This is a genomic window from Synechococcus sp. CS-1326, assembly GCF_025128115.1.
Lineage (GTDB): Bacteria > Cyanobacteriota > Cyanobacteriia > PCC-6307 > Cyanobiaceae > Regnicoccus.
This window is the reverse complement of record NZ_JAHLYV010000021.1, coordinates 221,849-245,991: the sequence shown is the minus strand read 5'-3', so window position 1 is coordinate 245,991 and position 24,143 is coordinate 221,849. Positions and strand designations below refer to the sequence as shown.

Annotated in this window: 25 protein-coding genes and 1 pseudogene; 14 read left to right on the top strand and 12 right to left on the bottom strand. The window is 60.8% G+C overall.

Features of this window, described 5'->3' with window-relative positions:
* Positions 1-450 precede the first annotated feature (450 nt).
* The 3 genes from KQ307_RS08305 (at position 451) to KQ307_RS08295 (ending at position 4,829) form a co-directional block, all read left to right on the top strand.
* The gene (locus tag KQ307_RS08305) at positions 451-1,860 is read left to right on the top strand and encodes a peroxidase family protein (RefSeq protein ID WP_259727635.1); all 1,410 of its coding nucleotides are present in this window, start codon (positions 451-453) and stop codon (positions 1,858-1,860) included.
* A gap of 939 nt (positions 1,861-2,799) precedes the next feature.
* Positions 2,800-3,276, top strand: coding sequence for a tryptophan-rich sensory protein (locus KQ307_RS08300; protein WP_259727634.1), 477 nt, complete (start codon positions 2,800-2,802; stop codon positions 3,274-3,276).
* A gap of 416 nt (positions 3,277-3,692) precedes the next feature.
* Entirely contained in the window at positions 3,693-4,829 is a 1,137-nt protein-coding gene (locus tag KQ307_RS08295; RefSeq protein WP_259727633.1) for an IS5 family transposase, read from the top strand.
* A 123-nt stretch (positions 4,830-4,952) separates the two neighbouring features.
* Here the strand turns inward: KQ307_RS08295 and KQ307_RS08290 are convergent, their stop codons facing one another.
* The 3 genes from KQ307_RS08290 to KQ307_RS08280 form a co-directional block, all read right to left on the bottom strand.
* Entirely contained in the window at positions 4,953-5,102 is a 150-nt protein-coding gene (locus KQ307_RS08290; RefSeq protein ID WP_259727652.1) for a transposase, read from the bottom strand.
* A gap of 296 nt (positions 5,103-5,398) precedes the next feature.
* The gene (locus tag KQ307_RS08285; protein WP_259727632.1) at positions 5,399-7,513 is read right to left on the bottom strand and encodes an N-acetylmuramoyl-L-alanine amidase; all 2,115 of its coding nucleotides are present in this window, start codon (positions 7,511-7,513) and stop codon (positions 5,399-5,401) included.
* Between the two features lie 171 nt (positions 7,514-7,684).
* Positions 7,685-9,007 (bottom strand): hypothetical protein, encoded by a 1,323-nt coding sequence (locus KQ307_RS08280; protein ID WP_259727631.1) that lies wholly within the window; start codon positions 9,005-9,007, stop codon positions 7,685-7,687.
* A gap of 706 nt (positions 9,008-9,713) precedes the next feature.
* Between KQ307_RS08280 and KQ307_RS08270 the strand changes: the two genes are divergently transcribed.
* Positions 9,714-11,285: a jacalin-like lectin gene (locus KQ307_RS08270; protein WP_259727630.1), complete on the top strand. Its 1,572-nt coding sequence runs from the start codon at positions 9,714-9,716 to the stop codon at positions 11,283-11,285.
* A gap of 204 nt (positions 11,286-11,489) precedes the next feature.
* Positions 11,490-12,569: an alpha/beta hydrolase gene (locus tag KQ307_RS08265; RefSeq protein WP_259727629.1), complete on the top strand. Its 1,080-nt coding sequence runs from the start codon at positions 11,490-11,492 to the stop codon at positions 12,567-12,569.
* 520 nt (positions 12,570-13,089) lie between these two features.
* Here the strand turns inward: KQ307_RS08265 and KQ307_RS08260 are convergent.
* Together KQ307_RS08260 and KQ307_RS08255 are read right to left on the bottom strand one after the other, a co-directional pair.
* A complete protein-coding gene (locus tag KQ307_RS08260; protein WP_259727628.1) occupies positions 13,090-13,803 on the bottom strand; it encodes a zinc-binding alcohol dehydrogenase family protein in 714 nt (237 codons plus the stop codon).
* Between the two features lie 40 nt (positions 13,804-13,843).
* Positions 13,844-14,107: pseudogene (locus KQ307_RS08255) on the bottom strand (alcohol dehydrogenase catalytic domain-containing protein); the annotation flags it as partial.
* Between the two features lie 388 nt (positions 14,108-14,495).
* Here KQ307_RS08255 and KQ307_RS08250 point away from each other — a divergent pair.
* The 5 genes from KQ307_RS08250 (at position 14,496) to KQ307_RS08230 (ending at position 17,172) form a co-directional block, all read left to right on the top strand.
* Positions 14,496-14,741, top strand: a complete 246-nt coding sequence (locus KQ307_RS08250; RefSeq protein ID WP_259727627.1) for a hypothetical protein — start codon at positions 14,496-14,498, stop codon at positions 14,739-14,741.
* A 19-nt stretch (positions 14,742-14,760) separates the two neighbouring features.
* Positions 14,761-15,534, top strand: a complete 774-nt coding sequence (locus KQ307_RS08245; RefSeq protein WP_259727626.1) for a class II aldolase/adducin family protein — start codon at positions 14,761-14,763, stop codon at positions 15,532-15,534.
* Positions 15,535-15,606: 72 nt separating this feature from the next.
* Positions 15,607-16,377, top strand: coding sequence for an SDR family NAD(P)-dependent oxidoreductase (locus tag KQ307_RS08240; protein WP_259727625.1), 771 nt, complete (start codon positions 15,607-15,609; stop codon positions 16,375-16,377).
* A gap of 160 nt (positions 16,378-16,537) precedes the next feature.
* Positions 16,538-16,774: an AbrB/MazE/SpoVT family DNA-binding domain-containing protein gene (locus KQ307_RS08235; protein ID WP_259727624.1), complete on the top strand. Its 237-nt coding sequence runs from the start codon at positions 16,538-16,540 to the stop codon at positions 16,772-16,774.
* Positions 16,774-17,172, top strand: coding sequence for a type II toxin-antitoxin system VapC family toxin (locus KQ307_RS08230; RefSeq protein WP_259727623.1), 399 nt, complete (start codon positions 16,774-16,776; stop codon positions 17,170-17,172). Before KQ307_RS08235 ends, KQ307_RS08230 begins: the two co-directional genes overlap by 1 nt.
* Positions 17,173-17,295: 123 nt before the next feature.
* Here the strand turns inward: KQ307_RS08230 and KQ307_RS08225 are convergent, their stop codons facing one another.
* The 7 genes from KQ307_RS08225 to KQ307_RS08200 all read right to left on the bottom strand — a co-directional run bounded on the left by KQ307_RS08225 (position 17,296) and on the right by KQ307_RS08200 (position 22,143).
* On the bottom strand, positions 17,296-17,574 hold the full coding sequence (locus tag KQ307_RS08225) for a putative toxin-antitoxin system toxin component, PIN family (protein WP_259727622.1): 279 nt from the start codon (positions 17,572-17,574) through the stop codon (positions 17,296-17,298).
* Positions 17,520-17,732, bottom strand: coding sequence for a putative toxin-antitoxin system toxin component, PIN family (locus KQ307_RS14895; protein WP_399236034.1), 213 nt, complete (start codon positions 17,730-17,732; stop codon positions 17,520-17,522). The genes KQ307_RS08225 and KQ307_RS14895 overlap by 55 nt, the downstream gene beginning before the upstream one ends.
* 2 nt (positions 17,733-17,734) lie before the next feature.
* Positions 17,735-18,007: a type II toxin-antitoxin system Phd/YefM family antitoxin gene (locus KQ307_RS08220; RefSeq protein WP_259727621.1), complete on the bottom strand. Its 273-nt coding sequence runs from the start codon at positions 18,005-18,007 to the stop codon at positions 17,735-17,737.
* Positions 18,008-18,058: 51 nt separating this feature from the next.
* Entirely contained in the window at positions 18,059-18,436 is a 378-nt protein-coding gene (locus tag KQ307_RS08215) for a type II toxin-antitoxin system VapC family toxin (RefSeq protein WP_259727620.1), read from the bottom strand.
* Positions 18,433-18,699: an AbrB/MazE/SpoVT family DNA-binding domain-containing protein gene (locus KQ307_RS08210; protein WP_259727619.1), complete on the bottom strand. Its 267-nt coding sequence runs from the start codon at positions 18,697-18,699 to the stop codon at positions 18,433-18,435. The genes KQ307_RS08215 and KQ307_RS08210 overlap by 4 nt, the downstream gene beginning before the upstream one ends.
* An 88-nt stretch (positions 18,700-18,787) precedes the next feature.
* Complete coding sequence (locus KQ307_RS08205; protein WP_399236039.1) at positions 18,788-20,176, bottom strand: sodium/glutamate symporter; 1,389 nt, start codon at positions 20,174-20,176, stop codon at positions 18,788-18,790.
* Entirely contained in the window at positions 20,173-22,143 is a 1,971-nt protein-coding gene (locus KQ307_RS08200; RefSeq protein WP_259727618.1) for a S9 family peptidase, read from the bottom strand. The genes KQ307_RS08205 and KQ307_RS08200 overlap by 4 nt, the downstream gene beginning before the upstream one ends.
* A 54-nt stretch (positions 22,144-22,197) precedes the next feature.
* Between KQ307_RS08200 and def the strand changes: the two genes are divergently transcribed.
* Genes def through rpsU form a run of 4 tightly spaced genes read left to right on the top strand, consistent with a single transcriptional unit; the run spans position 22,198 to position 24,117 of the window.
* On the top strand, positions 22,198-22,803 hold the full coding sequence (gene def, locus KQ307_RS08195; protein WP_259703151.1) for a peptide deformylase: 606 nt from the start codon (positions 22,198-22,200) through the stop codon (positions 22,801-22,803).
* Between the two features lie 10 nt (positions 22,804-22,813).
* Positions 22,814-23,020 (top strand): hypothetical protein, encoded by a 207-nt coding sequence (locus tag KQ307_RS08190; protein WP_259703150.1) that lies wholly within the window; start codon positions 22,814-22,816, stop codon positions 23,018-23,020.
* Positions 23,021-23,056: 36 nt separating this feature from the next.
* Complete coding sequence (locus tag KQ307_RS08185; RefSeq protein ID WP_259727617.1) at positions 23,057-23,887, top strand: DUF3747 domain-containing protein; 831 nt, start codon at positions 23,057-23,059, stop codon at positions 23,885-23,887.
* Positions 23,888-23,946: 59 nt separating this feature from the next.
* Positions 23,947-24,117, top strand: coding sequence for a 30S ribosomal protein S21 (rpsU, locus tag KQ307_RS08180; RefSeq protein WP_010304532.1), 171 nt, complete (start codon positions 23,947-23,949; stop codon positions 24,115-24,117).
* The last annotated feature ends 26 nt before the right edge of the window (positions 24,118-24,143 follow it).

Sequence of the window (24,143 nt, the reverse complement as noted above, 5' to 3'; positions counted from 1 at the left end):
CGCGTCCCAGTCGCTGTCGGCGATGCCAGTGGGAGCGGAGTTCATCTCAAGCGATCTCTGCTTGAGATCCAACCGGATGGCGGCGACCTGTCAAGGCTCGCCGTTCAGATCAGGCTTGGTACGACCCCTGAACGCATACGCCAAGGCTAAGGTCAAGAATTCCAGTATTTAAGAGCTATGATCCTATCTATTCTGGTTCAGGTGCAACTAATCCGAAAGCTTCTAGTTTGGGCTTCCTCGATTCCCTGGCTCGGGATGCGGATCAACAGATTCGCCACCAATATGCTTGCCAGTTCAACGACGCCCCGACCTCGGCCGTTCAGCCTCTGGTCACCGGTGCCGGCTGTGCCTGGCAGCGCAAGCGGACCAATTTGCGACTACACCTCCTGGCCCTCACTCACAGATCGTCGATTTTCCGCGCGTCATATCGCCCCCGTCAGTGAGGCAAGCATGGCCGCACTTCCAGACGATACGCCGAAGGGGCCTAATCGCTGGGGGCCAGTGACCTCATTATTTTCCCGCGGGGAAACGATGAAGACAGACCGCTCCTCTGTTCTGTTCATGTTCTTTGCACAGTGGTTCACTGACAGTGTGCTGCGTGGTGACCCCAGCGACCGACGCAAGAATACCTCAAACCATGATGTCGACTTGTGTCAGATCTATGGTCTCTACGAGCATGAAGCCTGCTGTCTGCGAAGTAAAGAAGGAGGTCGCCTGCGCTCGCAGATCATTGATGGCGAGGAGTATCCCGACTATTTAGGTGTGCGGAATTCAAACGGCGAATGGCATGTTAAAAAGGAGTATAGTTGCCTGGATTTAGAGGGTAAGGTTGTCCGTGATAAGGGTCTCTACCCGCATGGCGACACCACATGGGTAAGGAATGCATTGCAGGGGAGTTTCCCTAACTTGCCGCAAGACCAGCTGGATAAAAGGCTTGATAAGCTCTATGCCACCGGCCTCGAGAGAGGGAATTCATCAGTAGGTTATGCTGCCCTTAGCTTGGTCTTCCTGCGGGAGCACAACAGGATCTGCCATGAACTCAGCGTAAGGTATCCAGATTGGGAGGATGCGGATGAACGTCTGTTTCAGACAGCACGTCTGATCAACATCTGCTTGCTGCTTAAATTAACCATCGAAGATTATATCAATCACATCACAGGTGAACCGCTCTTTCGGTTGGATACCAACTTTGCCGAGACCCAACACTGGTACCGCACAAACTGGATGGCACTGGAATTCAACCTGCTCTACCGATGGCATGGCCTGGTTCCCGATCAACTGATAGTGGATGAAAACCCGGTTGATGCCTCTCTTTATCGCTGGAACAATGCCCTCCTTGAAGAGAAGGGGCTGGCTGGCATCATCAGCACGGCCTCAGCCCAGCCAGCCGGATGCATCAGTCTTGGAAACAACCCGGACTTTCTGATGGGGTCAGAGTATCAGACAATCAAGATGGGGCGGGACTTTAGACTGCAGAGTTATAATAATTATCGCCAGAATTTTGGCCTTAAGAAGCTCAGATCATTCGCCGAGCTCACTAAAGAAATCGCCCTTCAAGAGCAATTGAAATCGCTTTATGGGAGCATAGACAATCTTGAACTCGTGATCGGTTTGTTCGCCGAAGACTCTCAACCCGGGTTGCTGTTCGGCACTTTAATGCTCACAATGGTAGCCTATGATGCCTTTACACAAATATACACTAATCCGGTGCTCTCAGCAGCCATCTATAACTCAGAGTCTCTGACATCTTACGGGCTCGAGCTAATCAAAGAAACCACCAGTATTGAATGTCTGGTGCGACGCAACCTACCGGTTGGTTCAAGCCTACTGGCAAGGCTGGGAGTGACTCCTCAGGGTTGATTTAAAACCTGTTGTCGGTGCGCTTGACGGCTCCCCATACCCTCGGGGTTCTTCTCTTTGGTCGGCACCGCCTCCCCCCTGCAGGCGCCAGGCCTTGCTCAATTTGTAGAGGGTGATCACATGAATGCCCAGCTCCTGGACGATCACCGTCACGCTCTGACGGTGAGGTGGGCTCATCCGCCGTCAAGCTGCAGGGACGCATTGATCGGTTCCATCAGGCCACCTGCTGGTGAAAGTAAGCGTGAAGGAGGAGCATCACTTTGCTGGCAGAGGGGGTTTCCAGTGTCTGGGACGCCATGGGCATGCCAGTGGCGCGAGAGGATGTCAGGTCAGATCAGGCTTGACCCATGTCACTCATTCCCCGCTGGCGCTACATGACCGATGAGTCGAAGGCTCTGGCCAAGCGGACGGCCGTCTCTGCCTTGGTTGTTCTGGTGGTCCTCCTTGTCTTCCGATCGTTGGTTCCCTGGGTGCTTGTCGGGCTGGTTGGCTGGTGGATTTGGAAGGCGGTCAGCAAGTAGTGCTCCTTGCCTGCCCCTCTGGGCAGGTCTATCGTCGCCGAACACAGCAGCCGTTTGGCAGCAGCGCAGTCCCGAAGCATCCGCGCGGCCAGCAGCAAGGGCTGGCCAGAGGCCTCGGTGGTCCACTAGTTCCCGGGGCGTCACCAACCGGAGGCGGGCAGCTCATGAAACCCTTGTGCGGCAGGGGATGCTGGGGAATCCTGCGCGCCATCAACAATGTGAAGAAAAGGGTGAGAACAGAACAATTTTAAAACATCTTGCGAGACACCCGATATCCAGGCTGCGAACTGCAGACTCAATCCTATGCTTCCAACACCATTCACTGCAAGCAATAAGGATGTGTCAGAGCAAGCGATGAAACGATCTTCCGTGGTGGTGATGAATGGAAAACCGTGCTGGTTTCAGGTGGTGGCACGCCATGGTCATCTTTGCTGCAGCCAACGTGACCAGTGCCCTGCCGGCCGGTTTTGGCGGTGACTTCGCCTTTTACAATTCGTTTCAGCAGCCTGAACTGGCACCACCCGATTGGGCTTTTGCGCCGATCTGGTTGTTTCTGAACGCAACATCCCTGGTTGCCTTGTCCCGCATTGCCAACGCGCCGGTGCGTACCCCATGGCGGGTGGCGTTCCTCTGGTCGGAGGGTATGGGCTGGGTGCTGTTTGCAGCCTTCACCACCCTTTACTTCCTGCTGCGCAGCCCGATTCTCGGCGCAGTGGACACCGTCGCTGGACTGATCGCCGGGCTGAGCAGCCTGGTATGCGCTTCCCACATTGATTTCCCAGCCACCAGTTTCATCCTGCTCCGGGTGTTGTGGCTCCTGCTGGCAACCTATGTATCGGTGTTCGTAGCCCTGTCGAATCCGGACCCGTTCCTTGGCACTGGATTGCTGCGGTGATCTCATGCTGAACAAGATTCTGCTTTTTACCCGACACGCACAGACCAAACCCAAGGAAAGTGGGAACACTCAATGGGCGACTGCAACGCACCGATGGACTTCACTCCAGCCGCCCATGCAGACGAGGCATTTAGTCCCTGCTGAAGGGAGCATTGTTGGAGCTCAGAAGAGAGGACCTGGAGCGGGCGTTGCTCAAGATTTCCTTGTTCTCTTCTCGGCTGTTGCGTTGCTTTGGAACTGGCACCAGGTTGCATCAATGATTTGACCACCACGGGCTTCGAGGCCCTGTTCTCGAAGGTATCCCTCAACCAGCTCGAAGAGCTCATCGATCACATCAGCCTTACGTAGGCGCTCTCTAAGAGTTTGCTGAAAAACCCAGCCACCACTGCGAGAGTGGATCAACTGCCCATACGTTGATGCGAGGCCAACAGGAGCGCAGCGGCTCCTTGTTCTCCTACGTCTCGATCGAGGAGCGGATCCCGAGCAGCCATCCGCTCCGGCGGATTCGCAAGTTGGCGGATCAGGCTCTCGATCGGCTCAATCCCACCTTCTGCAGGCTGTACGCCTCAGAAGGACGACCATCGGTTCCACCAGAGCAGCTGCTGCTGGCCTCGCTGCTGCAGGCGTTCTACGGGATCCGCTCGGAAAGGCTCCTGCTGGAGCAGCTCCACTACAACCTGATGTTCCGCTGGTTTGTGGGCTTGAGCCCCGACGATCCGATCTGGCATCTGACCACATTCACAAAGAACCGCGAACGCCTCCTCAATGACGACGTCATGGGGCTGTTCCTGGAGAAGCTGATGGGATCTCCCGAGGTCAAACCGCTACTCAGTGAAGAGCACTTCTCTGTGGACAGCACGTTGTTGCAGGCCTGGGCGTCACACGCTTCCTTGAAGCGGATCGATGGCCAGGAGGATCCTCCGCCTCCGCCCACAGGTCCTGGCGAAGGATTCGGTGCACCCAAAGAGGGAAAGAAGCGGGCCAAGGGCGACTTTCGCGGCATCAAGCTCAGCAATGAAACCCACCGCTCCAACACGGATCCTGAGGCCTTGCTGGCCCGCAAATCCAATGCCCATCCAGCGCAGCTGAGCTATCGGGGACATGTCCTCATGGACAACCGTCATGACCTGATCGTCGCTTGCCATGTCACACAGGCCACGGGCACCGGTGAGCGGGATGCCGTCAAGAAGATGGCAGCAGACCTCGCCGGTGCCCACCAGAAAACGCTCGGCGCCGACATGAACTACGACACGAAAGGGTTCGTGGCTGAGATGAGGTGGCTGGGCGTCACTCCGCACGTGGCGCAGAACACCGCCCGCAGCGTCGGTTCAGCAATTGATGGACGGACCACCCGTCACGTGGGCTACGACAAGTCGATCAACGCCCGCCGAGGGATCGAAGAGGTATTCGGTTGGATCAAGGCGTTCGGCGGGCTGCGCCAGTTCAAACTGCGCGGCACCGAGAAGGTCGGCGCCGTGTTCGGCCTGCACGTGATCGCCTACAACCTGATCCGCCTGGGCAACCTGCTCAAGCCCGCGATGGAGGCGGCATGAACAGCCCGTTGTCCAGAGGTGTGCCCAAGGGGAACAAATCAGGAGCTCAATTCACGAATAAGGTGCTGAAATCGAGCCTTCTGCAGGCGTGCAAGTCTCAGATAAACTGCAATCAGCAAGTAATCAGTTGTACCTGTGGAAAACGAGCGCTGCGAGATGGTTTTTCTGCAAACTCCTAAAGAAGACCACTGTAGTTGCATCTGGAATATCGTTCATTACGCCAAGGCCAATAAACTCCACAAAGGAGCGCCGGTCATTTACTTGGAATTCGATCTCTTTAACCGTAAGCGGAAGGCTGCACCTACGCTCAGGTTGAAAAGCCGCTGGAGTACTAGCATCTTGAAAAGAATCAGCGGATCAATCCACTTCCGACCAGCATTACTCTTGCGCTCCTGAGTGCAGCCCTTGTCAAGTAGTGGGCTGAATAATTCCCATGGAATAGATTCCGACAATCGCTTGAGGATTGGCTTCTTCTCAGACTTATGCAACCCGCTGCTGTTCATCCCAGAAGCCGCGCTGACCCATTACCGAGCTGTATATGAATTTTTTGATTCTAATTCAGATCCTGATTACGTCAAGCTTTTTTGCGATTTTTCGAGGTTCCCTGAAGCCAATTGCCTATCTAAGGCTTGGGGGTTGAGTTGAACCATTTCTTTTTCGACAAAGAGATAGGTGCTCAAGTCCACGTGAGGAGGATAATCATTATCTCCACTCGCACCAGAACCACCCATAACACCAATTTGCTGGCCTTGGCTAATCTTCTGGCCTTGGCTCACTTGTATCTGCTGGAGATGGGCGTATGCTTGAAAAACTGTGAACGGTCTTCCTTGATATTTGAATTTGATATCAAGTTGAACATGTACTCGTCTTCCATACCCGCCTTCGTTACCTGCCCTAGTCACTACTCCTCCGTACCATGCTTTAACTTTTCGATCTTGCACGTCGTAATCAATGCCAATGTTGCGGCCGGATGGCTCGAGTGTCCGTAGAACTTCATTTAGAAAGATTGCCTTTAGAGGCCCCTTTCTTGAGTGAAGATGAGGCTCCATGTACCCTCCTGTTATTGTGACATTACCCAGGAGGGGATGAGAGAAGTCCTGATAAGTAGGTGGGCCAAGCTGTTGTTCTGAAATGACAACAGGAAGATTTAAAGAGCGACTGTTAGAGCTGATGAATAGATCATCGCCATCCACTCGAGCGACAATTATTTGTTGACCGATAAAGATCTTATCGGGATCATTCACATCAGGATTAATCCTGAGAATTTCTTCTAAAGACGTATCGTGCAAACTAGCGATCGAGGAAAGGGTATCGCCCCCTTGGACAATGTAAAGGCCTAGCCCGCTAGGTCCCAATTGTCCGCTTGGAGCAGCGCTCTTAGAGAAGTTTTTAGCAACCCAATCTTTAAACTTAGGTAAAATGGTATCATTTACAGCATCTCCAAAGATAGTTCCTGGGCATGAAGTTGGGAGAATCTGCTTATGCGCTTTAATATTTGCCAAGGTAATATTATACTCAGAAATCAACCATTTGATGAGTTGTACGGATGAACTGTTTTGTGCATCAGTTAATCGGTCTCCATCTCTGGCTACATGTTCAATGCCAATGCTACTTGCGTTTGCCTGTTCGGCGTGCCAAGCCCTGTCACTGTCCTTTACCATTTGATAAATATCTCCGTTCTTATCAATAATGTAATGAGCTGAGACCTTCTCCTTGGGGTTTTTAAACGTATTGATTGCGCTTTCTAGGCCACCAGTTGTATAGTGAATTACTACTGTGTTGATGGATACGCCCTGACCACGACTATTGCAATTAGGACTTTGGATAAACTCTTTAATCTTAGGCTTAAGAACAGTCTGACTAGTTCCATGGTGGGCATCATTGATGTGTACGTTTGCAACTTTAATGTCAGGTCCGTTGATATTAATCGTCATCAGAGCACTTCGTGCAAGCTGTAGGGCGTTCCGGACCTCAGGCACATTCTTGGTCGCCTTGTTGCCCGCAGAGTCGCCATCGAAGGCCCCCTTTCCATTCGGCAGAGGCACTGAGGCCCACTCATGGGCCAAATCTGTCTGTGCAGCATCAAGATCGTTATTGTCACCCTTCAGATATGACGCCAATTTAGGACGTTTTCTCCCTAACAGGAGGGCCACTGCCAATCTATCCTGATTCACGGCGTTGAAAAGATCGCTTCCTTTCAACTGCGTTTCCTTCAGTGCCATTGGTAATGTAGTGGGGATGAACTGGGCTGCACCAACTGCAAAGATTTCATTTTGGTCTTGCAGCTCCATAATTTGAGCAATTGTGAGCTTTTGAAGCCCACCCGGCCATCTGCCTGGTGAATCCCCCGCCCGTCCTCGATTGTAGGAATCGTAGCCACCTTCACCAGAGTAGATAAAGTTAAGCAATGGCTTGAGTCCCTTTTCTACAGAACCTAGTCCCACTGGGTTCTGTCTCAACGGGGCCGAGTTATCTCCTGATTGAACAATACCAAAGCCTAAACCTTGAAGAGGAATAGCCCCAATTGGCCGGTCAGGTTGTGGAGGATATGGAATCTGACGAAGAAAGGCATCGAGCAACCGCACGTCACCCATGCGCGAATCACTGGCCGCAACCTGCGGCTTGTTCTTGCGTAGTTCGTCAATAAATCTTTGTGCCCTATCGCAGGCCTGATCAATCGCCAAGTCCAGGTCGAAGTTCGAATCCATTACTCAGTCCTCCAAGACTTTTCTGGATCCAGAGGAGCGAGAGGTGATCGCAGATTGGGAGTAAAGGGCTTCATTGGAGCATTTTGCGAAGGAGTGGTTGGCAACTTGCAGGAATGAGAAGTAAAGTGAATGAGCTTGTTGTCCATCTTACGGATCCCTCCAGCTCTTACGGATGGTGGAAGGATCGGGGGGGGGTAGTGGAGTCGCTTCCTCGCCCTCAAACAACGCGGGCAAGAGGCCACGCAGAAAGGCGCCGAAATCGGCGGGCAGTGACGTGAGGATGGCGTGGAGGATACCAGGATCCTTGTTAAGCCATTTCTTAACCTCCGGTTGATTGATCTCGGCCTGGATCGGTTCGGTGTTGTCGAGCTTGTAGCGAGCGACCATACGCTGGAGGCTGTAGTGCCAGTACATCTCCTTGTCTGCTGCACTGAGGTCCCGCAGTTGGATCGCAAGGGTTAGGCTTTCCTCGGCCTGGCGCCAATGTCTACTAGCATTTCCATTCTTCCCTTCGATCCGTTCGGATCCCGCGCCGAGGTGGATGTGGACGAAGCCCTGGTGAGCTCGGTAACGGTGAAGGAAAGCGTCCTCCCCCTTACCAGAGCTCTTCTGTTCTTCAGAAGCGGTGATGAGGTCCTTGAATCCTGCTAAGAGCCCTTCCTGCAAGGTCATGCGAGTCTGGATCTCAGCCTCAGTGAGGGCCGCTGCGCCTGTGCCGGTGATTGAATTGCTGTCGTAGGCCTTCTGAAGCCGTTCGAACACTTTGTTTCGAATGTTCAGGGGCGCCTTGAGGATAGAGGACTCGAGCGCATCCTTCTGCGTGTCGCTGAGGGGTCCAATGGAGGGGTCAACCAGTGGATTAAGCAGATACTGTATATCGGATTCCTGTTGGTCGTTCTGCTGCAGTTGTTGAATCTTGCCGCGATTGACGAGCAATTCAGACTGGGTTTCCTGCAGTTGCCGATTGATGCGTTTAGCAGCTTCATCGAACAGACTGATACCAGCAAATCCACCGATCAGAGAGAGTGCCATAATCTTCATCACCACGCTCACGGCAGTGCCGAGGCTGGCCTTATAGTTCAATAGACCTTCGAATAGATCCTCTTGACCTTGGGGCACCAGGTTGAAGATGATGATTCCGCCGCCGATCCCAACCAGTAGGTCAGCGACGGTGCCGAGATCAAATTTCGTATAAGCTAAATCGGTGGCAACAGTGCTGCCAATGTCTTGGTTTTCATTGTCCTCTTTGGGTTGCTGGACCCAGTGGGGAACAATGAACCCCCGGTTTCGGCTGATGCTGTAAATGAACCCGCCCAAGGCTCCGCCGATGGGTACTGAAAGGTAAATCACGTATCGTAGGATGCTCTGACCCCTGCTATCCAACACACCCGTTGGTTCACGAGGGACATCAGCGGCGACGCCAATAGAAGCCACGCTCAACACCACGACGATGCCGAGAACTAGTAACATGAGTGCCTTCGACCACCTTTGGGGAAAGGAGATCAAATAGGCTGGTCGCCTTCGGGCATTTGAAAAGAAATGGCTCATATTAATTAGTAATAATAACCAAGAATAAGGGTAGACATCTATTTAATTCTTAGCCATCTCGTCGCTGGAAATATTAACATGTCTTTACATCTTGGATTGGGCGTCTAGGTGTGCTACTTAGCTGGCGAGGCCATTCTCGATCTTGATTAGGTAACACCCTATGCCCCACTCAGAAGCCGCTCACTCAGTGTCGTCCAGCGGTAGAACGCATGCATCAATCGACTGGTCTGCTGACAAATTTCAAGCTCCAGTTAAAAAGTCCACTTGAACACAGGAAGGTAGTGATCGGTGTGCTGATCGGATCGCGGGCAAGGGAGGTTCCGCTGAAGTTGATTTCAGGTTGCTGAGCACCGTGTTGTTCGAACGGAGGCCAGTCAGCTCATTGGGATGAGGCCCCTGCTTAACTATCGGCTGATCGAAGCAACCGCTTTCCGCACGGAGCGAAAACTGGCCAGGCTATCGATGATCAACTCAGAGTCTGCCAACAAGGTCGTCCTTGGTCCTTTCGGCGAAAGTGGCAGGGAACACGGCCCTGGCGATTGACACCTTCTGGTTATGAATTAGACCCTGCTCAACCGAATCGAGCTCGGATCTGGCATCCTTTGTATAAGAGCCTGCTGAAGTGGTCATGCCACCATCCGACCAAGTTGCTGAACTTGCTACCAACGCACTTCTGCGGGGCCGGAACACGGTGGTGGAACCTCACCTGGGGCTCGCCTCTGCGCTTGAGGGCCTCCCCACGCCCGCCTCTGCGGAGGGTGACGGGAGCCAGCTCGCGGTGAAGCTGTGCCGGAACGCCAGTGAGCTCAGCCGCACGCTGCAGGGCGGTGCGGCCCTTTCGGTTGGCCTAGGTCCACTACCCATACCCCTGTTGAAGGCCCGCCATCAATTTCTGGATTCGTTGCACACCACGGTGTTCAGCCTTTCCTTGGTGGTGCAAGCCCGGCGGGTGGTTCGCGCTCTGGAGGTGGTGGATCCGCGGCTACGGGCCGATGTCCCGGTGCCGCATGATGCGGCCAGCCTTGACGCCTTCGTGGCGCAACACGGCGACAGTTACGTGCGCTCGGTGCGCGTGGGCGGAGAAGTGCTGGGGGTGTACACGTTTTATACGCAATCAAGAGATCAGGCGCACCAGCTTGAGCAGTCGTTCAGCGCTTTCTTGCCGATGGGTGGACTCGGCCTGGCGCCCGAGCTGAACAAGAACCTGGCGGAGGCGTCCCGTCAGGCCAGTGTGAACACCGACTTCAAGGTGATGGTTCGAGGCCTCAGCAAGACGCCCCAGATCGGCCCAGACGACCTCGTGAGCTTTGCCACCGGGTTTGGATCGCTGGAACTGGATCAGCCCGAGGAGTTGTCACTGGAGACCCGTGGCTATGAAACGGTTCCGGAGCTGCGCACAGCACTCGCCGCTGTTGCCAAAAACCGCGCTCTCTTCCTGGGCGATTCGTTTGCTCAGGAGGGGCTGCTGCGCAAGCAGCTGCGTTTGAAGGAAATCCGCAACCAGAGCCAATGGGTGAACAAAACCTATGCGCTCTATGGCATCGATCCTGATCCGAGCCTGGCAGCCAACCGCGTTCAGCTGAACACCGACCTGCAGACGATCAATGCCCTGGAGCAGCAATACAGCGAGGCTCCCTCCGCCCCACTATCTCCGCCAGTTCTGTCTTCTCTCACCACAGGCAGTCCACGGCTGAATGTGCGGGTCGTGGACGGAGAGCTGATGGGCGGGGGTGGAGGGGTTGCATTTGAGTATGAGGACCGGGCCCATGCGGTGGAGCGCCGGCAACGGTTGGTGAAGGTGGGCCTGCGGGCCGGGGGGCGAGTGGATCAGATCAGGCTGAGCTACAAGCAGAGTGCCGGTCTGCTCGCAGAACAGGAGAAGGAGTGGGAAGCGCAGTTCGGCGGCGACGGGGGCAGTGACAAAGGATCCGTCGAGCTGGCCGATGGGGTCAGCATCGAGCGGATTAATGCGAAAACGGGAACCCGAGTTGATCAGCTTCGGCTGACCACCAGCGACGGCCAGACCACCGGGGGTGGCGGCAACGCAGGCGACCGGAAGTTGGACTGGACTCGGCCCACCAATTCCGTGGTTCTGGGCTTCGAGGGCCGGAGCAAAGCGGAACTGGATGCGCTACAAGCCGTCATTGCAGAGTTTGGTCCTTTGCGTTGGGAACCGGTGCTCGAGGAGGAGGATCACTGAAGCTGAATTGCGCCATCCAGCTTCAACATTCCCGGGCTCGCACGAGCGGGTCCACCTCCTGGGTGCCTGCCATGATCGCCACTTCGTTGACAACCAGAGATTATTTGATCAGCCGGCTGGCCCAGGTACCAGGAAAAAGCATCCTGTTGGACAGCCATCCGATTCAGAGCCACCCTACGGGGAACTTCCTCTGCGATCAAAACCATGATCATCGTTTTCACCAACAGGGCCTTGATTCGAACCTCCGGCGGCGCAGGCGACGAACAGCTGTTCGGTGAAATCCAGAATGGAAAGGGTAGCAACGAGTTGCGGCTCGCGATTGCCGAAAAGAACAAGGACACGAACCGGTGGACGCTGAACCTCCAGGAGGAAAAGAGCCGACAGAAGGAGTTACCCAGTCAGATCCTGTTTCGTGCCGTTTTGGCTCAGGTCAGGGATGGATCGCTGAGCCCGAAGTGGGTTGTTTCCGTGCACGGCTATGGCCAGTCCTTCCTGGACAGCCTGGAGGAAGCCCATGGGCTGGAGCAGAGCTACCAATGGTCACGCACGGGAAAAACCAGCCAGCCGATCAACGTCATCCTGTTCAGTTGGCCCTCGAAGCCCGGTGGTGTGGTGCTCGACCCAGTGAACGCCTACCGCAGGGCCCAGGCGGCAGCTGTTCCTTCGGCTGCGGCCCTGGCGATCGTGCTCGAGCGAGTCTGGGCCTACTTTGCAGCGCCAGCCCTGCTCTGCAAGCCCGCCACAAGTACAACGCGGCTGGTGCCACCGGTGAGGGACTTTTCGCTGTGCCTGCATGTGCACAGCCAGGGCAATCTGGTGCTGGAGATGATGACCCGCACCAAGGCGCTCGACGGTGTCCCGCTGAAGCTCGACACGCTCATCCTTCACCAGGCGGATGTGGATGCTGATGATCACACGGAATGGGTCAACCGAATCCAGTTCGCCGTCGATGTGGTCATCACCCTGAACGCCTGGGATGGCATCCTGCGCCTGTCGGACGCGATCAATCCCGTGCGGCTTGGGATCGCCCGCTCCGGCTTCGGCTCCCGTGCCACCTACTTCGACTTCACCGGTGGCAGCAAGGTGGCCGCTGAGCACAACCTCTTTCTCCAGGTGGAGAACAAGCTGGTACGCCTGTTTTGCCAGCGGGCCCTCACCGGCTTTCCGGTTCACACGATCGGTGGTGAAGCCAATGGTTTCTGGTTCGACGACAGTGTAGGGACCTGGCGCCTGGGCCTCCGCCCCTCCGCACCACTGGGCGGGTCTCAGAAGCCTGGTGCCTGAAGACCACACAAGTAGCCGATGACGACGAATTGATCATCTCCACCCGGCCCCACCGGGAAGACTTCACCGTGCAGATTGCACTTGAAGGATGAAAGACTACCATCGGTACCCGTGATAGCTCCATCACCCAGAGTCGGCTTCATTCCACCTTCCAGAGGCACGCCGGCGGGCAAGCAGTCTGAACGTGAAGCTGTCGCTGTTGATCTGCACTCTCTGCGTGGGATCGAGGCTGTTGCGGTAAGGGCGAAACCAGCGGAACCGCCCGCGGGTGTTCACGCTGATGCTCTCGGCTGCTCCGCCCTTGTTGATGCACCCGATGCCCTCTCAGCCCCTGCGCCCAAGCAGGGTGCATCCGTTTCACGGTTACGGTGCGACGTCTTTCCGACAACCATGCCGCTGGGGTTGGTGTCGTCGCGGCTGAATGCTCCGGGGTGATAAACCTGCGGGCTGAACAGGCCCTGGCCCAGGTCGCCGTTAAAATTTTGGGCCTCTCAGTAGCCCAGGTTGGCGCAGTGAGCCCTCAGGGCCACCCTTCCAGCACCAGCTTGCCAATCGTGCGGCCGGTTTCCAGCTGGGTGTGGGCCTGGTGGAGGTTCGCGGCGCTGATCGGACCCAGATGGGTGCGCAGGGTAGTGCGCAGCCGTCCCGTGTCGATCAGGTCTGCCACGGCATCGAGAATCGCGCCCTGCTGGGCAAGGTCGGCGGTGCGGTGTTTGGCCCGGGTGAACATGAACTCCCAGGTAAAGCGCACGCTCTTGTCCCTGAGCAGGTTGAGATCGAGCGGATGCCTGTTGCCCACGATGGCCACGATGGCTCCCTGGTGCTGGATCAGCTCGGCCATCACCGCCCAGTAGGCATCGCTGTCGGCGAAATTTGCGATGGTGTCCACGGCATTGAATCCGAGCGCTGCCAGTTGCGGCGCCAGGGGCTGGCTGTGGTCGATCACGTGCTGGGCGCCCAGCTCGCGCACCCACGCCCGGCTTTCAGGCCGTGAGGCGGTGGCGATCACGGTCAGGCCGGCCAGCCTGGCCAGCTGGATGGCGATCGATCCCACACCGCCAGCCCCGCCGAGGAATAACAGCGAACTGCCGGCCTCGGCCCCATCAGGATCGAGGCCGAGGCGGTCGAACTGGCTTTCCCAGGCCGTGAGGCTGGTGAGCGGCAGGGCGGCTGCCTCGGCGAAGGAGAGGGAATCCGGGATGGCGGCCGCAGAGGCGCTCGTCCACCGCGACAAGCTCGGCGTTGCAGCCTGGCCGGGTGATATCACCCGCGAAGATCACGGCATCGCCAGGCCGGTAGCGCCCGGTGGCCGGGCCAACGGCTTCCACGATCCCTGCGGCGTCCCAGCCGAGCACCCAAGGAGGGGCCGCGTTTGGCAACAGGCCAGCACGCACCTTGGTGTCCACAGGATTGACGCTGATCGCTGCAACCCGCACAACCAGGTCGTGATCGCCGGGGGTGGGGCTGGGGAGATCGATCTCCACCAGAGAACGGGGAACGTTGAGCGGCACACCCGGCGTGGGAATGATGGCTTTCATCGTGGGTCAGTGTGTTGGTCTCAGTCTGTTGGCAAGGAAGCGAACAGGCTGATGCCGATTGCCAGCCTGAGTACCAGGGTGACTTGCTCTCCCGGACGTCATCACAACTCCACCATGTCAATCACCAGATTGCAGTGGTCGTCAAAAATCGCGTCAGTTCAGCGACGTGGTTGGCCCCATCAGTTTGGACTCACGCTTCTCGATCGCGCTGATCACCTGGCAACTTGGCCATGGGGCTTTGCGAAGGCTGAGGATGTCGCGTTTCAGCCGATGCGGTTCCTCGTTCCAAGGGGAAGTCCTTTCCTACTGGCTGAAAACGGAATTGCGCCGCCTGCCACAGGAGGCTGCCCCATAGCCTCGCGGGGCCCAACGAGCCCCGGCGCCATCCATGCCCGCCCTGAACCACTGGTCTGAGGCTGATGCCGCCGCCGCCATCGCCCACTACGGCGCCCAGGGCATCGGCGAGGACCTGGCCCTGCGCACCTACTCGGCCAGACTGCTCGACGCCGACCCGGAGCTGGTGCTGCACGGCGGCGGCAACACCTCGGTGAAATCCACCGTCACGGGGCTGCTTGGCGAAACGATCCCGTTGCTGCGGGTGAAGGGCTCCGGCTGGGATCTGGCCCCTGATTGAGCCGCCGTGCCACGCGGCCGTGCGGCTCGAACCCCTGCAGGTCCTGCGCGCCCTGCCGGCCCTCAGCGATGAAGACATGGTGGCGGCCCAGCACCAGAACCTGATCGATCCGGCCGCCCCCAACCCATCGGTGGAGGCGCTGCTGCATGCCTTTCTACCCCAAACCTTCGTCGACCACACCCGTGCGGTCGCCCTGCTCGCCCTGGCCGACCAACCCGATGGGGCGGCGATCTGCCGCGAGGTCTACGCCGATCGGGTGGCGCTGGTGCCGTACGTGATGCCCGGCCTCGCCCTCGCCCTGGCGGCCGCCAGCGCCTACGAGGAGGCCGAGGCCCGCGCCCGTGCCGCCGGCGTGGAGCTCGAAGGCATGGTGCTGCTGCAGCATGGCCTGTTCTCCTTCGGCGCCACCGCGAGGCAGAGCTACGAACGGATGATTGCGCTGGTGCGGCAGGCCGAGGAACGCATTCACCAGGCGCACAGCGCCAAACCCTGGAGCCAACCAGCGCCGGTGCCGGAGCCCGCGGGTGGGGCGGCGGCGTTGCTGCCGGTGCTGCGCGGGGCCCTGGGCCGGGCCGCCGAGGCGGAAGGGGCCCAGGGCCGCTGGGTGCTGGCGCGGCGCGGCACCCCCCTGGCGCTCTCGGTGGTGAACGATCCCCGCCTGGCCGACTGGGTCCACCGCGGCGTCGCCACCCCGGACCACGTGATCCGCACCAAGGCCTTCCCGCTGGTGCTGCCCGCCGATCCCGGAGCGGCCCAGATCGAGCAGGCCCTGGCCGCCTACATCGAGCGCTAAAAGGACTGTTTCAGCCGTCAGAACGCCCGCGCCGGCGGCGTCAAGAAGCCACTCGATCCGCTGCCACGCCTGGTGGCGATTCCGGGTCTGGGCCTGGTCGCGGAAACCGTGCGCCGCTTCGCGCCGGCGAACGAAGCCGACACCTTCGACATGGAGTACTGGAGCCTGGAGCAGGCCAAGCTCGGCAAGGGCAGCGAGAAGCCCCTGGTCCGCCAGGTGGTGCTGGTCACCGGTGGGGCCGGGGCGATCGGTGCCGCCACCGCCCGCGCCTTCGCGGCCCAAGGGGCCGCGGTGGTGGTTCTGGATCTCGATCCGGTTGCGGACGTCGCCACCGCCGAAGCGATCGCAGCTGGTGGTGGGGCGGGCGCCCTGGGGATCGGCTGCGACCTGACCGATCCCAGCGCGGTGCGGCAGGCCTTCGCGGCGGCGTGCATCCAGTTCGGCGGCCTCGACATCGTGGTGAGCAATGCCGGCGCCGCCTGGACCGGCGCCATCGCCGATCTGCCCGACACCGATCTGCGCGCCAGCTTCGAGCTCAACCTCTTCGCCCACCAGACCGTGGCCCAGGCGGCGGTGGCCGTGTTCCGCGCCCAGGGTTTCGGCGGCCAGCTGCTGTTCAACGTGAGCAAGCAGGCCCTCCCCCGGCCCCGGCTTCGGCGCTTACAGGAGCGCTCCGGGGCCCGCAGCGTCTCCGAGGAGGTCTACATGGCAGGCAACCTGCTGGGGCGCGAAGTGCGCGCCAGCGATGTGGCCGACGCCTTCGTGGCGCTGGCGAAGCTGGAGCGCAGCACCGGCGCCGTGCTCACCGTCGATGGCGGCAAAGTGGCCGGCATGGTGAGCTGAGGAGCCGGCTGAATTGGCCGGTTGCTGGTGGTCAGGGTGGGCCGCCCCCAGCGCCACCAAATCTGGGTTGCGCTCGCCACAGTCGCTGAAGCGGCACCCACGCAGAACCCCTTTTGAGGCGAAATGTAAGAATCTTACTGGCCCTGTTGGAGCTTCAGCGATGCGAATCACCTCCAAAGGTCAGGTGACCATTCCCCAGGAAATCCGGCGCCAATGCGGCCTCTTGCCCCATACCGAAGTGGCCTTCTGCGTCGAGCAGGGGCGCGTCATCCTCGAAAAGGCATCCCTGAGGCAATCAGCCGGCGCAGAAGCGATCCAGAGACTGCGTCAGGCGCGGCTGCGCACACGCCTCAGCACCGATGAACTGCTCGCGCTCACCCGTGGAGACGAGGGCTGATGGTTGTGGTGGATTCCAATGTTCTCCTGGATGTCGGCACTGCCGATCCCCGCTGGTGCGACTGGAGCACCACACAGCTCAGCCAATGGCTGGATCGGGGGCGAGTGGTGATCAACGCCATCGTCTACGGCGAGATCGCCTTTGCCTTGGAAACGATCGAATCGGTGGATGAACTGCTCCCTCCCCATCTCTTCGACTATCGGGCCATGCCGCGGGAGGCGGCCTTCCTGGCAGCCCGGGCCCACTCCGATTACAGAAGCCGTGGCGGGCAGCGCCGCTCGATCCTGCCGGATTTTCTGATCGGCGCCCATGCTCTGGTGGAGCGACTGCCGCTGCTCACCCGTGATCTGCGTCGCTACCGCCAGGCATTTCCGGGCCTGGAGCTGATCAGTCCCTGAGGCGGGTGCAGCTAACTCGCATGGGCTAGACGCGAACCCTTGAAGCCACTGATTGGAGTCAGCTGGATCCACAGACCATGGGTTCATTTCCACAAGTCCTGGGCGCGGCGGCTTTGCTCCCCATCACAGGCCACCTTGCTCTGCCCAGAACTCCGCCGGCGTGCAGATGGGATAACGCTCTCGCAATGAAAGCAAGGCCTTGTCGCCGGTCACCAGTGCCTGCCCCAGCCCGATCCGCTGGGCAACAACCAATGTTCCCAAAATGGGTACATCCTCGGCATCCACTAGGTCGGTCTCAATACCAGCCTCGGGGTCGACAAGTTCCGCCAGGATCGATAGGGCATCGATCAAATCGTCGATTTCATGGGGCGAGAGCCCGTGCCGCTGGGCAAGCTTGGGCAACACAACACCCGTCGCAGTTCGTCCAGAATGTATTTCGAAAGCACAACATCCAGCGCCCCATGGCGCCACGCGGCGATTCGCTTGCCGGGCACGCTGCCTGGGTAGGCGATGCCGGAGAGCAGCACATTCGTGTCAAGCACAACGCCCAGCCTGGGCATGGTCAGCGCCCGGCGCGGGTGGACGCCACCGCCGCATCGATCTCTGCATGCCCCTCGGCCTCAGGCACCGCCGCATAGCCTGCCTCGATGCGCTCACACAGGCCTTCGAAGCGGACCTGCAGGCGGCGGATGCGCTCAAACAGGCGGGCATCCACCAGGGCCGCCACGGGTTTGCCATCCCTCTTGATCAGGATGCTGTCGTGGCGGTACTGCACCTGGTTGAGCATGTCGCCCAGGTTCTGGCGGAAGGCGACGGCGCTGGTTTCGTTGATCATGGCGCAGGGCTTGCTGTGATCGGTCTGGTCAGCATGACCAGCGTGGCCTCATCACACCACCTGAATCACCACGTCCAAGGGCAAGCCAGCCCATGCCCGATCGCATGTCACCACCGTCAGCCCCAGTCGTAAACCCAAACTCAGACAGGCGCGATCGCCCAGCGACAACCCCACCTGTCGCGTTGATGCCCACAACCGACCCGCCTTGTCGCCATCCACCGGCAGGAACGGCTCCACCCTCACCCCCAACGCCTGGAACTCCTCAAGCATCCCCTCCACATCCACCCCGGCGGAGATCGACTTCTGGACCACCTCCGCCCAGTTCACACTGGCCATCACCGACTGCGCTAACACCCCATCGACCACCTCCGCGCCGGGTTCCTCCCGCAGGTAGGCCAGCAAGGCCGAAGCATCCAATACCACCGTCATTCGCCAGCGTCCCGCCGGCCCTCCTCCCTGCGCTCCGCAATCAATTCGTCCGTCAGGCTTCGATCGCCTGGAACCCGAGCGAACCGCTCCTTCAGCCGTTGCTTGATCCACACGGGTTTCTCAAGCACCAGCCGGCCCACCTCCTGCCGGGCCACCAACGCATCGCCTTCATCAAACCCCAGGGATCGCCGCAGCGACTCCGTGATCACCACCCGTCCCTGACGGCCCAGGCTCACCTCCACGGGCCGGGAAAAGTCCTTCATCGAAACCTTTCGTACCACATGGGCAGCGGAATGGCTCAAAATCCACTGTATGCCACGCCCTCGTAGAAGGCGCATAGGGCTAGCGCACCTACCGCCGTCCCAGCACCAGCCCCAACCCGATCCACAGCACCACCAGCCCCAGACACAGAAGGGTCCAGGCCGGCAGCCCCCAGCCATCGATCGCCAGGGGTGCCACCACCGTGATCACGCCGCCGGCCAGGAACGGCTGCAGCAGTAGCTGCTTGATCGAGAAGGCCGGCAGGGCGTCGCTGCGGTCATCCGGGTCGGCCATGCGCAGCAGCAGCAGTCCGCTGGCCGCCACGCCGGTGGCCTGACCGAATTCGATGATCGCCCGCTCGAACCAGTCGGGCGGCAGAAAGCGGGGAGCCAGCAGCAGCACCACCGCCAGATTCCAGCCCAGCCCGGCCAGGGCCAGAACGCTCAGGGAGATCCAGTCGTGGCGCAGCAGGCTGAGGTCGAGGCAGGCGGTGGCAGCCGTGATCAGCAGATCTGCCGAAATCGCCCCCACCTGGCCCTGCACCGCTGCCGAGGCCAAGCCCTGCTGACCGGTTTTCTCCAGCAGCAACCGCACCAGCAGCGAGCCGGCGATCGCCAGCGGAAACACCGGCAGCGCTTCCACCACCGCGGTGAAGCCGCCGCCGAGCCAGGGGGCGAACCAGCGCAGGACTTCCAGCAGAGCCGCCCCCAGCAGCACCGCCCCGCCGGCCAGGGCCAGATTCACCGCCCAGGCCGCCGGGCCCATGGATGGAGCAATGGGGTCGAGCAGCTGGATCGTCGGGAGCAAGGGCTCAGGCGCGCCGCCGGCTTCAGCAGCAGGCGCCTGGCTGGCTGCCGGCGAGCCCTGACCCAGCAGTCCCTGCCGGCGGCGGGCCAGCACCACCACGATCCCACCGATCACTGAGGCAGCCAGGAGACCCACCGTGGCCATCGCCAGCCCGAGGGCTTCACCACTGGCGAAGCCGAGGCTGGCGTAGCTCGGTCCCATCGCCGCCGCGGAACCGTGCCCCCCCTCGAAGGCCACCTCGATCAGGCAGGCCATCAGCGGATGCACCCCCAGCAGCGGCTGAAGCACGAACAGCACCGCCAGCCCTGCCACCAGGTACTGGCCGAAGGCCAGGGTGAGGGCCAGCAGAACCTGACCCGACAACGGCCGCCAGAGGCCCGAGAGCTTCGGCAGCGGTTTGCCGAGCAGCAGGGTGGCGAACACAAGGGTGAGCAGCGGCAGTGGCAGCCCGTCCCAGAGGGTCATCACCTCTGCCGGGATCAGGGGCAGTACCCCTGACGGCGCCACCAGCAGGCCCAGCGTTCCGGCCAGCAGGGCCTCCGGGATGCCCCAGCGCTTCAGTCCCAGCCGGCCGCCGATCGCCAGGGCGATGGCCAGCAGCAGCAGCAGGATTCCGGTGGCCGCCGCCAGCCAGCCGATCGCGGCGCCAAGGCCCTGCGGCAGCGTGATCACAGCTGGAATTGACGACGAAAGAAGGCTTCCGTGGCCTCCAGCACCTCCAGCTGCACCGCCCCGCTGCGGAAGCCGTGGCCCTCATCCGGAAAGAGGTGCACCTCCACCGTCACCCCGTTGTCGAGCAGCGCCCTGGCCATCCACTCGGTCTGGTCAGGTGGTACCACCGTGTCCTTGAGTCCCTGAAAAAAGATCACCGGGCAGGTGATGGCAGCAGCGTGGTGAAGCGGTGATCGCTGGTCATAGAGGGGCCTGGCAGAGGGCCAGGGCCCCACCAGGCCATCGAGATAGCGGGCCTCGAAGCGGTGGGTGCCGCTGACCAGAGCAGCCAGGTCGGCCACGCCGTAACGGCAGGCTCCGGCCCGGAACACATCGGTGAAGCAGAGCGCCGCCAGCACCGTGAAGCCACCGGCGCTGCCCCCCTCGATCGCCACCCGCCCGGCATCGGCCTGCCCGGCCGCCACCAACGCCTGGGCGGCAGCGGCGCAATCGGCCACGTCCACCACACCCCACTGGCCATCGAGTCGCTCGCGGTAAGCCCGGCCGAAGCCAGTGGAGCCGCCGTAATTCACATCCACCACCCCCCAGCCGCGACTGGTCCAGAACTGATTCAGCAGGTTCAAGCCCGTGCGCGCCATCGCAGTGGGGCCACTGTGCCCCTTCACCAGCAGTGGGGCAGCTGGGTGCGCTCCACCCTGAGGTGGGTAGTACCAGGCGTGGGTGGGCAGCCCGCCATGGCCCGCGAACCAGAACGGTTCCGGCACGCTGATCGCCGCCGGTGGCAACGGCCCTCCAGGGCCGCCTGCCGCAGGCGTATGGCACCAAACACCACTGGCCAGATCAAGCTCCAGCAGACCGGGTCCGATGGTCGGGCCGCTGGCCACCGCCACCAGCCTGCCGTTCTCCGCCTGAAGGCAGGCCAGATCATCGAAGGGCAGCTCGATCGGTTGCCAGACCCCGGCAGCGCCCGGGGCGCTCGGCAGGGCGATCCGACCGAGACTCCAGTGGCCCGCCTCGCAGGCCGCCGCCACCAGTTGCTCCCCATCCCAGGCGGTGGTAGCCATCCCTTCAACCCACTGGGGCATGGCGAACTCCGCCTGCATCGGCAGCAACGCCTGCCAGCGGAGCGGCTGATGGGTGCCCGGCGGACCGGTGGCAGCACGACGCTGCTCAGCGCCGACCAGCCGCTCGAGGTTCCACCAGCCGCTGCGGTCGTTGGCCACCACCAGGTCACCATTGGGCAGCCAGAGCGGCTGGAACACTGAGCAGGCCTGGGCCGCCGCGTCGGTGGCGGTGGATGGAAGGGCTCCAGCGATGCGCCGAGCGTCCTCCAGAACCCCTTCGGCGTTGAAGCGGCCAATCTTGAGCTGAGCGCGCTCCCAGGGCATGAACGGTTGCTGCCACTCCACCCAGGCCAGCTGGTCGCCAGACGGGCTGAGCGCGGCGTAACCACAGAACTCGACGGGCGGATGCAGCGGCAGCGGTTCGCCGCCGCCCAGGGGCACAGCCACCAGCCGGTCGGTGCCGTCCGCCTCCATCACCCCGATCCAGTGACCCCGTCGCGCGTCGATCAGCCCGCCGGCGAAGTCGCGCTCGGCGGGTTCGCAAAGGCGCCGCACCGGCCCTGGCTCCAGGGGTCCGGTGGCCGGCAGCTCCAGACACCAGAGGCAACGGTCGCCGTCATGGCAGAACACCACCACGGTCGTTCCTGCGCCTGAGCTGCCAACCGCATAGGAACCGCCGCCGAAGCCATGCACGCGGCTGCGCAGGTTCCAGGGCGGCGGGGTGAGCTCGATCGCCGCCGCATCCGGGGTGGTGCGGCAGATCAGGGTGGTACGGCCCTGCTGCTGGGGTCTCTGCTCCAGCCAGAACAGTCGCCCCTGGTGCCAGCGGGGCTCTTTCACCGTGGACTGGCGTCCGACCGCAGCCACCGCCGCCAGCGGATCTCCCGGACGTGTCTTCCCCAAAGGCTTGCCGCCACCGACGGCTTCTACAATTTCACCATCGTTTCAGGTGATGCCTTGGCCAGCAGCTTCGCCAGGATGGCCCGCCAGGCGGAGCAGAGCAGCCGCAGCGTCCAGGTGCCCAAAGTGGTGCTGGATCCACCGCCGCTGCTCATCCACACCCTGGGCGATCAGGTGCTGCGTCAGCCGGCCCGGCGGATCAGCAAGGTGGACGAGACGGTTCGTGAACTCGCCCGCGACATGTTGCGCAGCATGTACTCCGCCCATGGGATCGGCCTGGCGGCTCCCCAGGTGGGAGTGCACAAACAGCTGCTGGTGATCGATCTGGATCCCGAAAACGCCGCAACGCCGCCGATGGTGCTGGTGAACCCGGAGATCGGCTCCAGCAGCGCCTCCCTGGAAACCTACGAGGAGGGTTGTCTCAGCATTCCTGGCGTCTACCTCTCGGTGGTCCGCCCCAGCGCGATCGAGGTGAGCTTCCGCGACGAACAGGGCCGGCCGCGACGGATCAAGGCCGATGGCCTGCTCGCCCGTTGCATCCAGCACGAGATGGACCACCTGCATGGGGTGCTGTTCGTTGATCGGGTCACCGACGAACTCAGCCTCAATGAAGAGCTTCAGGAGCACGGCTTCCTTCGCGACACCGTCCATTCCCTTCGCTGAGACCACTGCCATGCCGATGAATCCCCTGGCCGGTGTCTTCCTGGCCCTGGCCTGCCTGCTCGGGATCGCCGCCACCGGCTCGGTGTTCGAACTGGCCTATGGAGATCCAGATCTGGGCATTTCCACCACCCGGCTGATTCTGGCGGCCTGCCTGCCCGGCACGCTGATCAGCCTGCTGGTCGCGATTCGTCTCAACTTGCCTTCCGAGGGCTCCTGACGGGCCCCGGGCTCACTTCTACGATCGGGTTCCTCCTTGCTGCTCCGTGCTGTGAACCGTTCGGCCTGTCTCACGCGCCGCCTGGCAGGGTTGGCTTCTCTGGCCTCCGCCCTGGCAACAACCCTGCCCCTGCCGGCCGGCGCCCAGGCCCTGTTCGGGGCCCGCGAGTTGCCGCAGGAACGCTTTGTGCTGGTGGCCGCCCCAATCGGCGATGGCACCCGCGCCCAGCTCAACATCTACGAACAGATCACCGACCGGCGTCCTTGCTTCGCCACCTCCGGCGCCAACCCCGCCCGGGTGGATCCGCTGCTGGGCAGCTTTGATTTCACAGGCATCTGCAGCCGCTACCTCGACGCCAACGGCTATTCCCTGCGGATCGGTGGAGAAGATCTGGCCACGGTGTACCGGATCAGCGTGGTGCGCAGCGGCAACGACAACCTGTTGCTGGCGGCGCCCACCCGCAACCAACCCGGTCCTGAGATGGTGGTGGCCCGCACCCAGGGCCATGACGCCGGCTTTCTGCTCTTCATGCCCGAACCGGGCTGGAAGCTGATGCGCCGTCATTTCGGCAATCGCGCCCTCGGCCACCTCTACATCTATCGCGAGACCTGGCCCGGTGCCGAAAACAGCACGGGAACAGGCGCAGGCTCCACCCAGGTGAAGCCAGTGGCCCCTGCCCAGCCGCCCCTGCCCGGCAGCAAAGAGTTGCCCAGCTCAGGCTCGCCAGTCCAATCAGGCAAGCAGCCCCTGCCGGAGGCGGTACCCAGCAGCAAGCTCCCGGAGCAACCCGTGTTGACGCCCAGGCCGCTGCCAGCTCCAGGTACCGTCGCGCCAGCTGCCGGCGGCACGGTTCCCAAAACTCCATGAAGGGGGATGTGGAGGGGCAGTTGCTACATTGACCAATCTCAAGCCCCTCTGCGTGGTTCATGACCCAGGTCACCGTCGGCGAAAACGAAGGAATTGAATCGGCCCTACGCCGCTTCAAGCGTCAGGTGTCCAAGGCGGGCATCTTTGCCGACCTCAAGCGCCTGCGCCACCACGAAACCCCCGTCGAGAAATACAAGCGCAAAGCCCAGCAACGCCGCCGTAGGCGCTGACGACGCCTCGGCAGGATTTCCATCCG

Excerpts from the sequence above, each read along its gene's own strand:
- KQ307_RS08305 (WP_259727635.1), top strand. The coding sequence starts at position 451 with ATGGCCGCACTTCCAGACGATACGCCGAAGGGGCCTAATCGCTGGGGG.
- KQ307_RS08300 (WP_259727634.1), top strand. The coding sequence starts at position 2,800 with ATGGTCATCTTTGCTGCAGCCAACGTGACCAGTGCCCTGCCGGCCGGT.
- KQ307_RS08295 (WP_259727633.1), top strand. The coding sequence starts at position 3,693 with ATGCGAGGCCAACAGGAGCGCAGCGGCTCCTTGTTCTCCTACGTCTCG.
- KQ307_RS08280 (WP_259727631.1), bottom strand. The coding sequence starts at position 9,007 with ATGTTACTAGTTCTCGGCATCGTCGTGGTGTTGAGCGTGGCTTCTATT.
- KQ307_RS08270 (WP_259727630.1), top strand. The coding sequence starts at position 9,714 with ATGCCACCATCCGACCAAGTTGCTGAACTTGCTACCAACGCACTTCTG.
- KQ307_RS08265 (WP_259727629.1), top strand. The coding sequence starts at position 11,490 with ATGATCATCGTTTTCACCAACAGGGCCTTGATTCGAACCTCCGGCGGC.
- KQ307_RS08250 (WP_259727627.1), top strand. The coding sequence starts at position 14,496 with ATGCCCGCCCTGAACCACTGGTCTGAGGCTGATGCCGCCGCCGCCATC.
- KQ307_RS08235 (WP_259727624.1), top strand. The coding sequence starts at position 16,538 with ATGCGAATCACCTCCAAAGGTCAGGTGACCATTCCCCAGGAAATCCGG.
- KQ307_RS08230 (WP_259727623.1), top strand. The coding sequence starts at position 16,774 with ATGGTTGTGGTGGATTCCAATGTTCTCCTGGATGTCGGCACTGCCGAT.
- KQ307_RS14895 (WP_399236034.1), bottom strand. The coding sequence starts at position 17,732 with ATGCCCAGGCTGGGCGTTGTGCTTGACACGAATGTGCTGCTCTCCGGC.
- KQ307_RS08220 (WP_259727621.1), bottom strand. The coding sequence starts at position 18,007 with ATGATCAACGAAACCAGCGCCGTCGCCTTCCGCCAGAACCTGGGCGAC.
- KQ307_RS08215 (WP_259727620.1), bottom strand. The coding sequence starts at position 18,436 with ATGACGGTGGTATTGGATGCTTCGGCCTTGCTGGCCTACCTGCGGGAG.
- KQ307_RS08210 (WP_259727619.1), bottom strand. The coding sequence starts at position 18,699 with ATGAAGGACTTTTCCCGGCCCGTGGAGGTGAGCCTGGGCCGTCAGGGA.
- KQ307_RS08190 (WP_259703150.1), top strand. The coding sequence starts at position 22,814 with ATGCCGATGAATCCCCTGGCCGGTGTCTTCCTGGCCCTGGCCTGCCTG.
- rpsU (WP_010304532.1), top strand. The coding sequence starts at position 23,947 with ATGACCCAGGTCACCGTCGGCGAAAACGAAGGAATTGAATCGGCCCTA.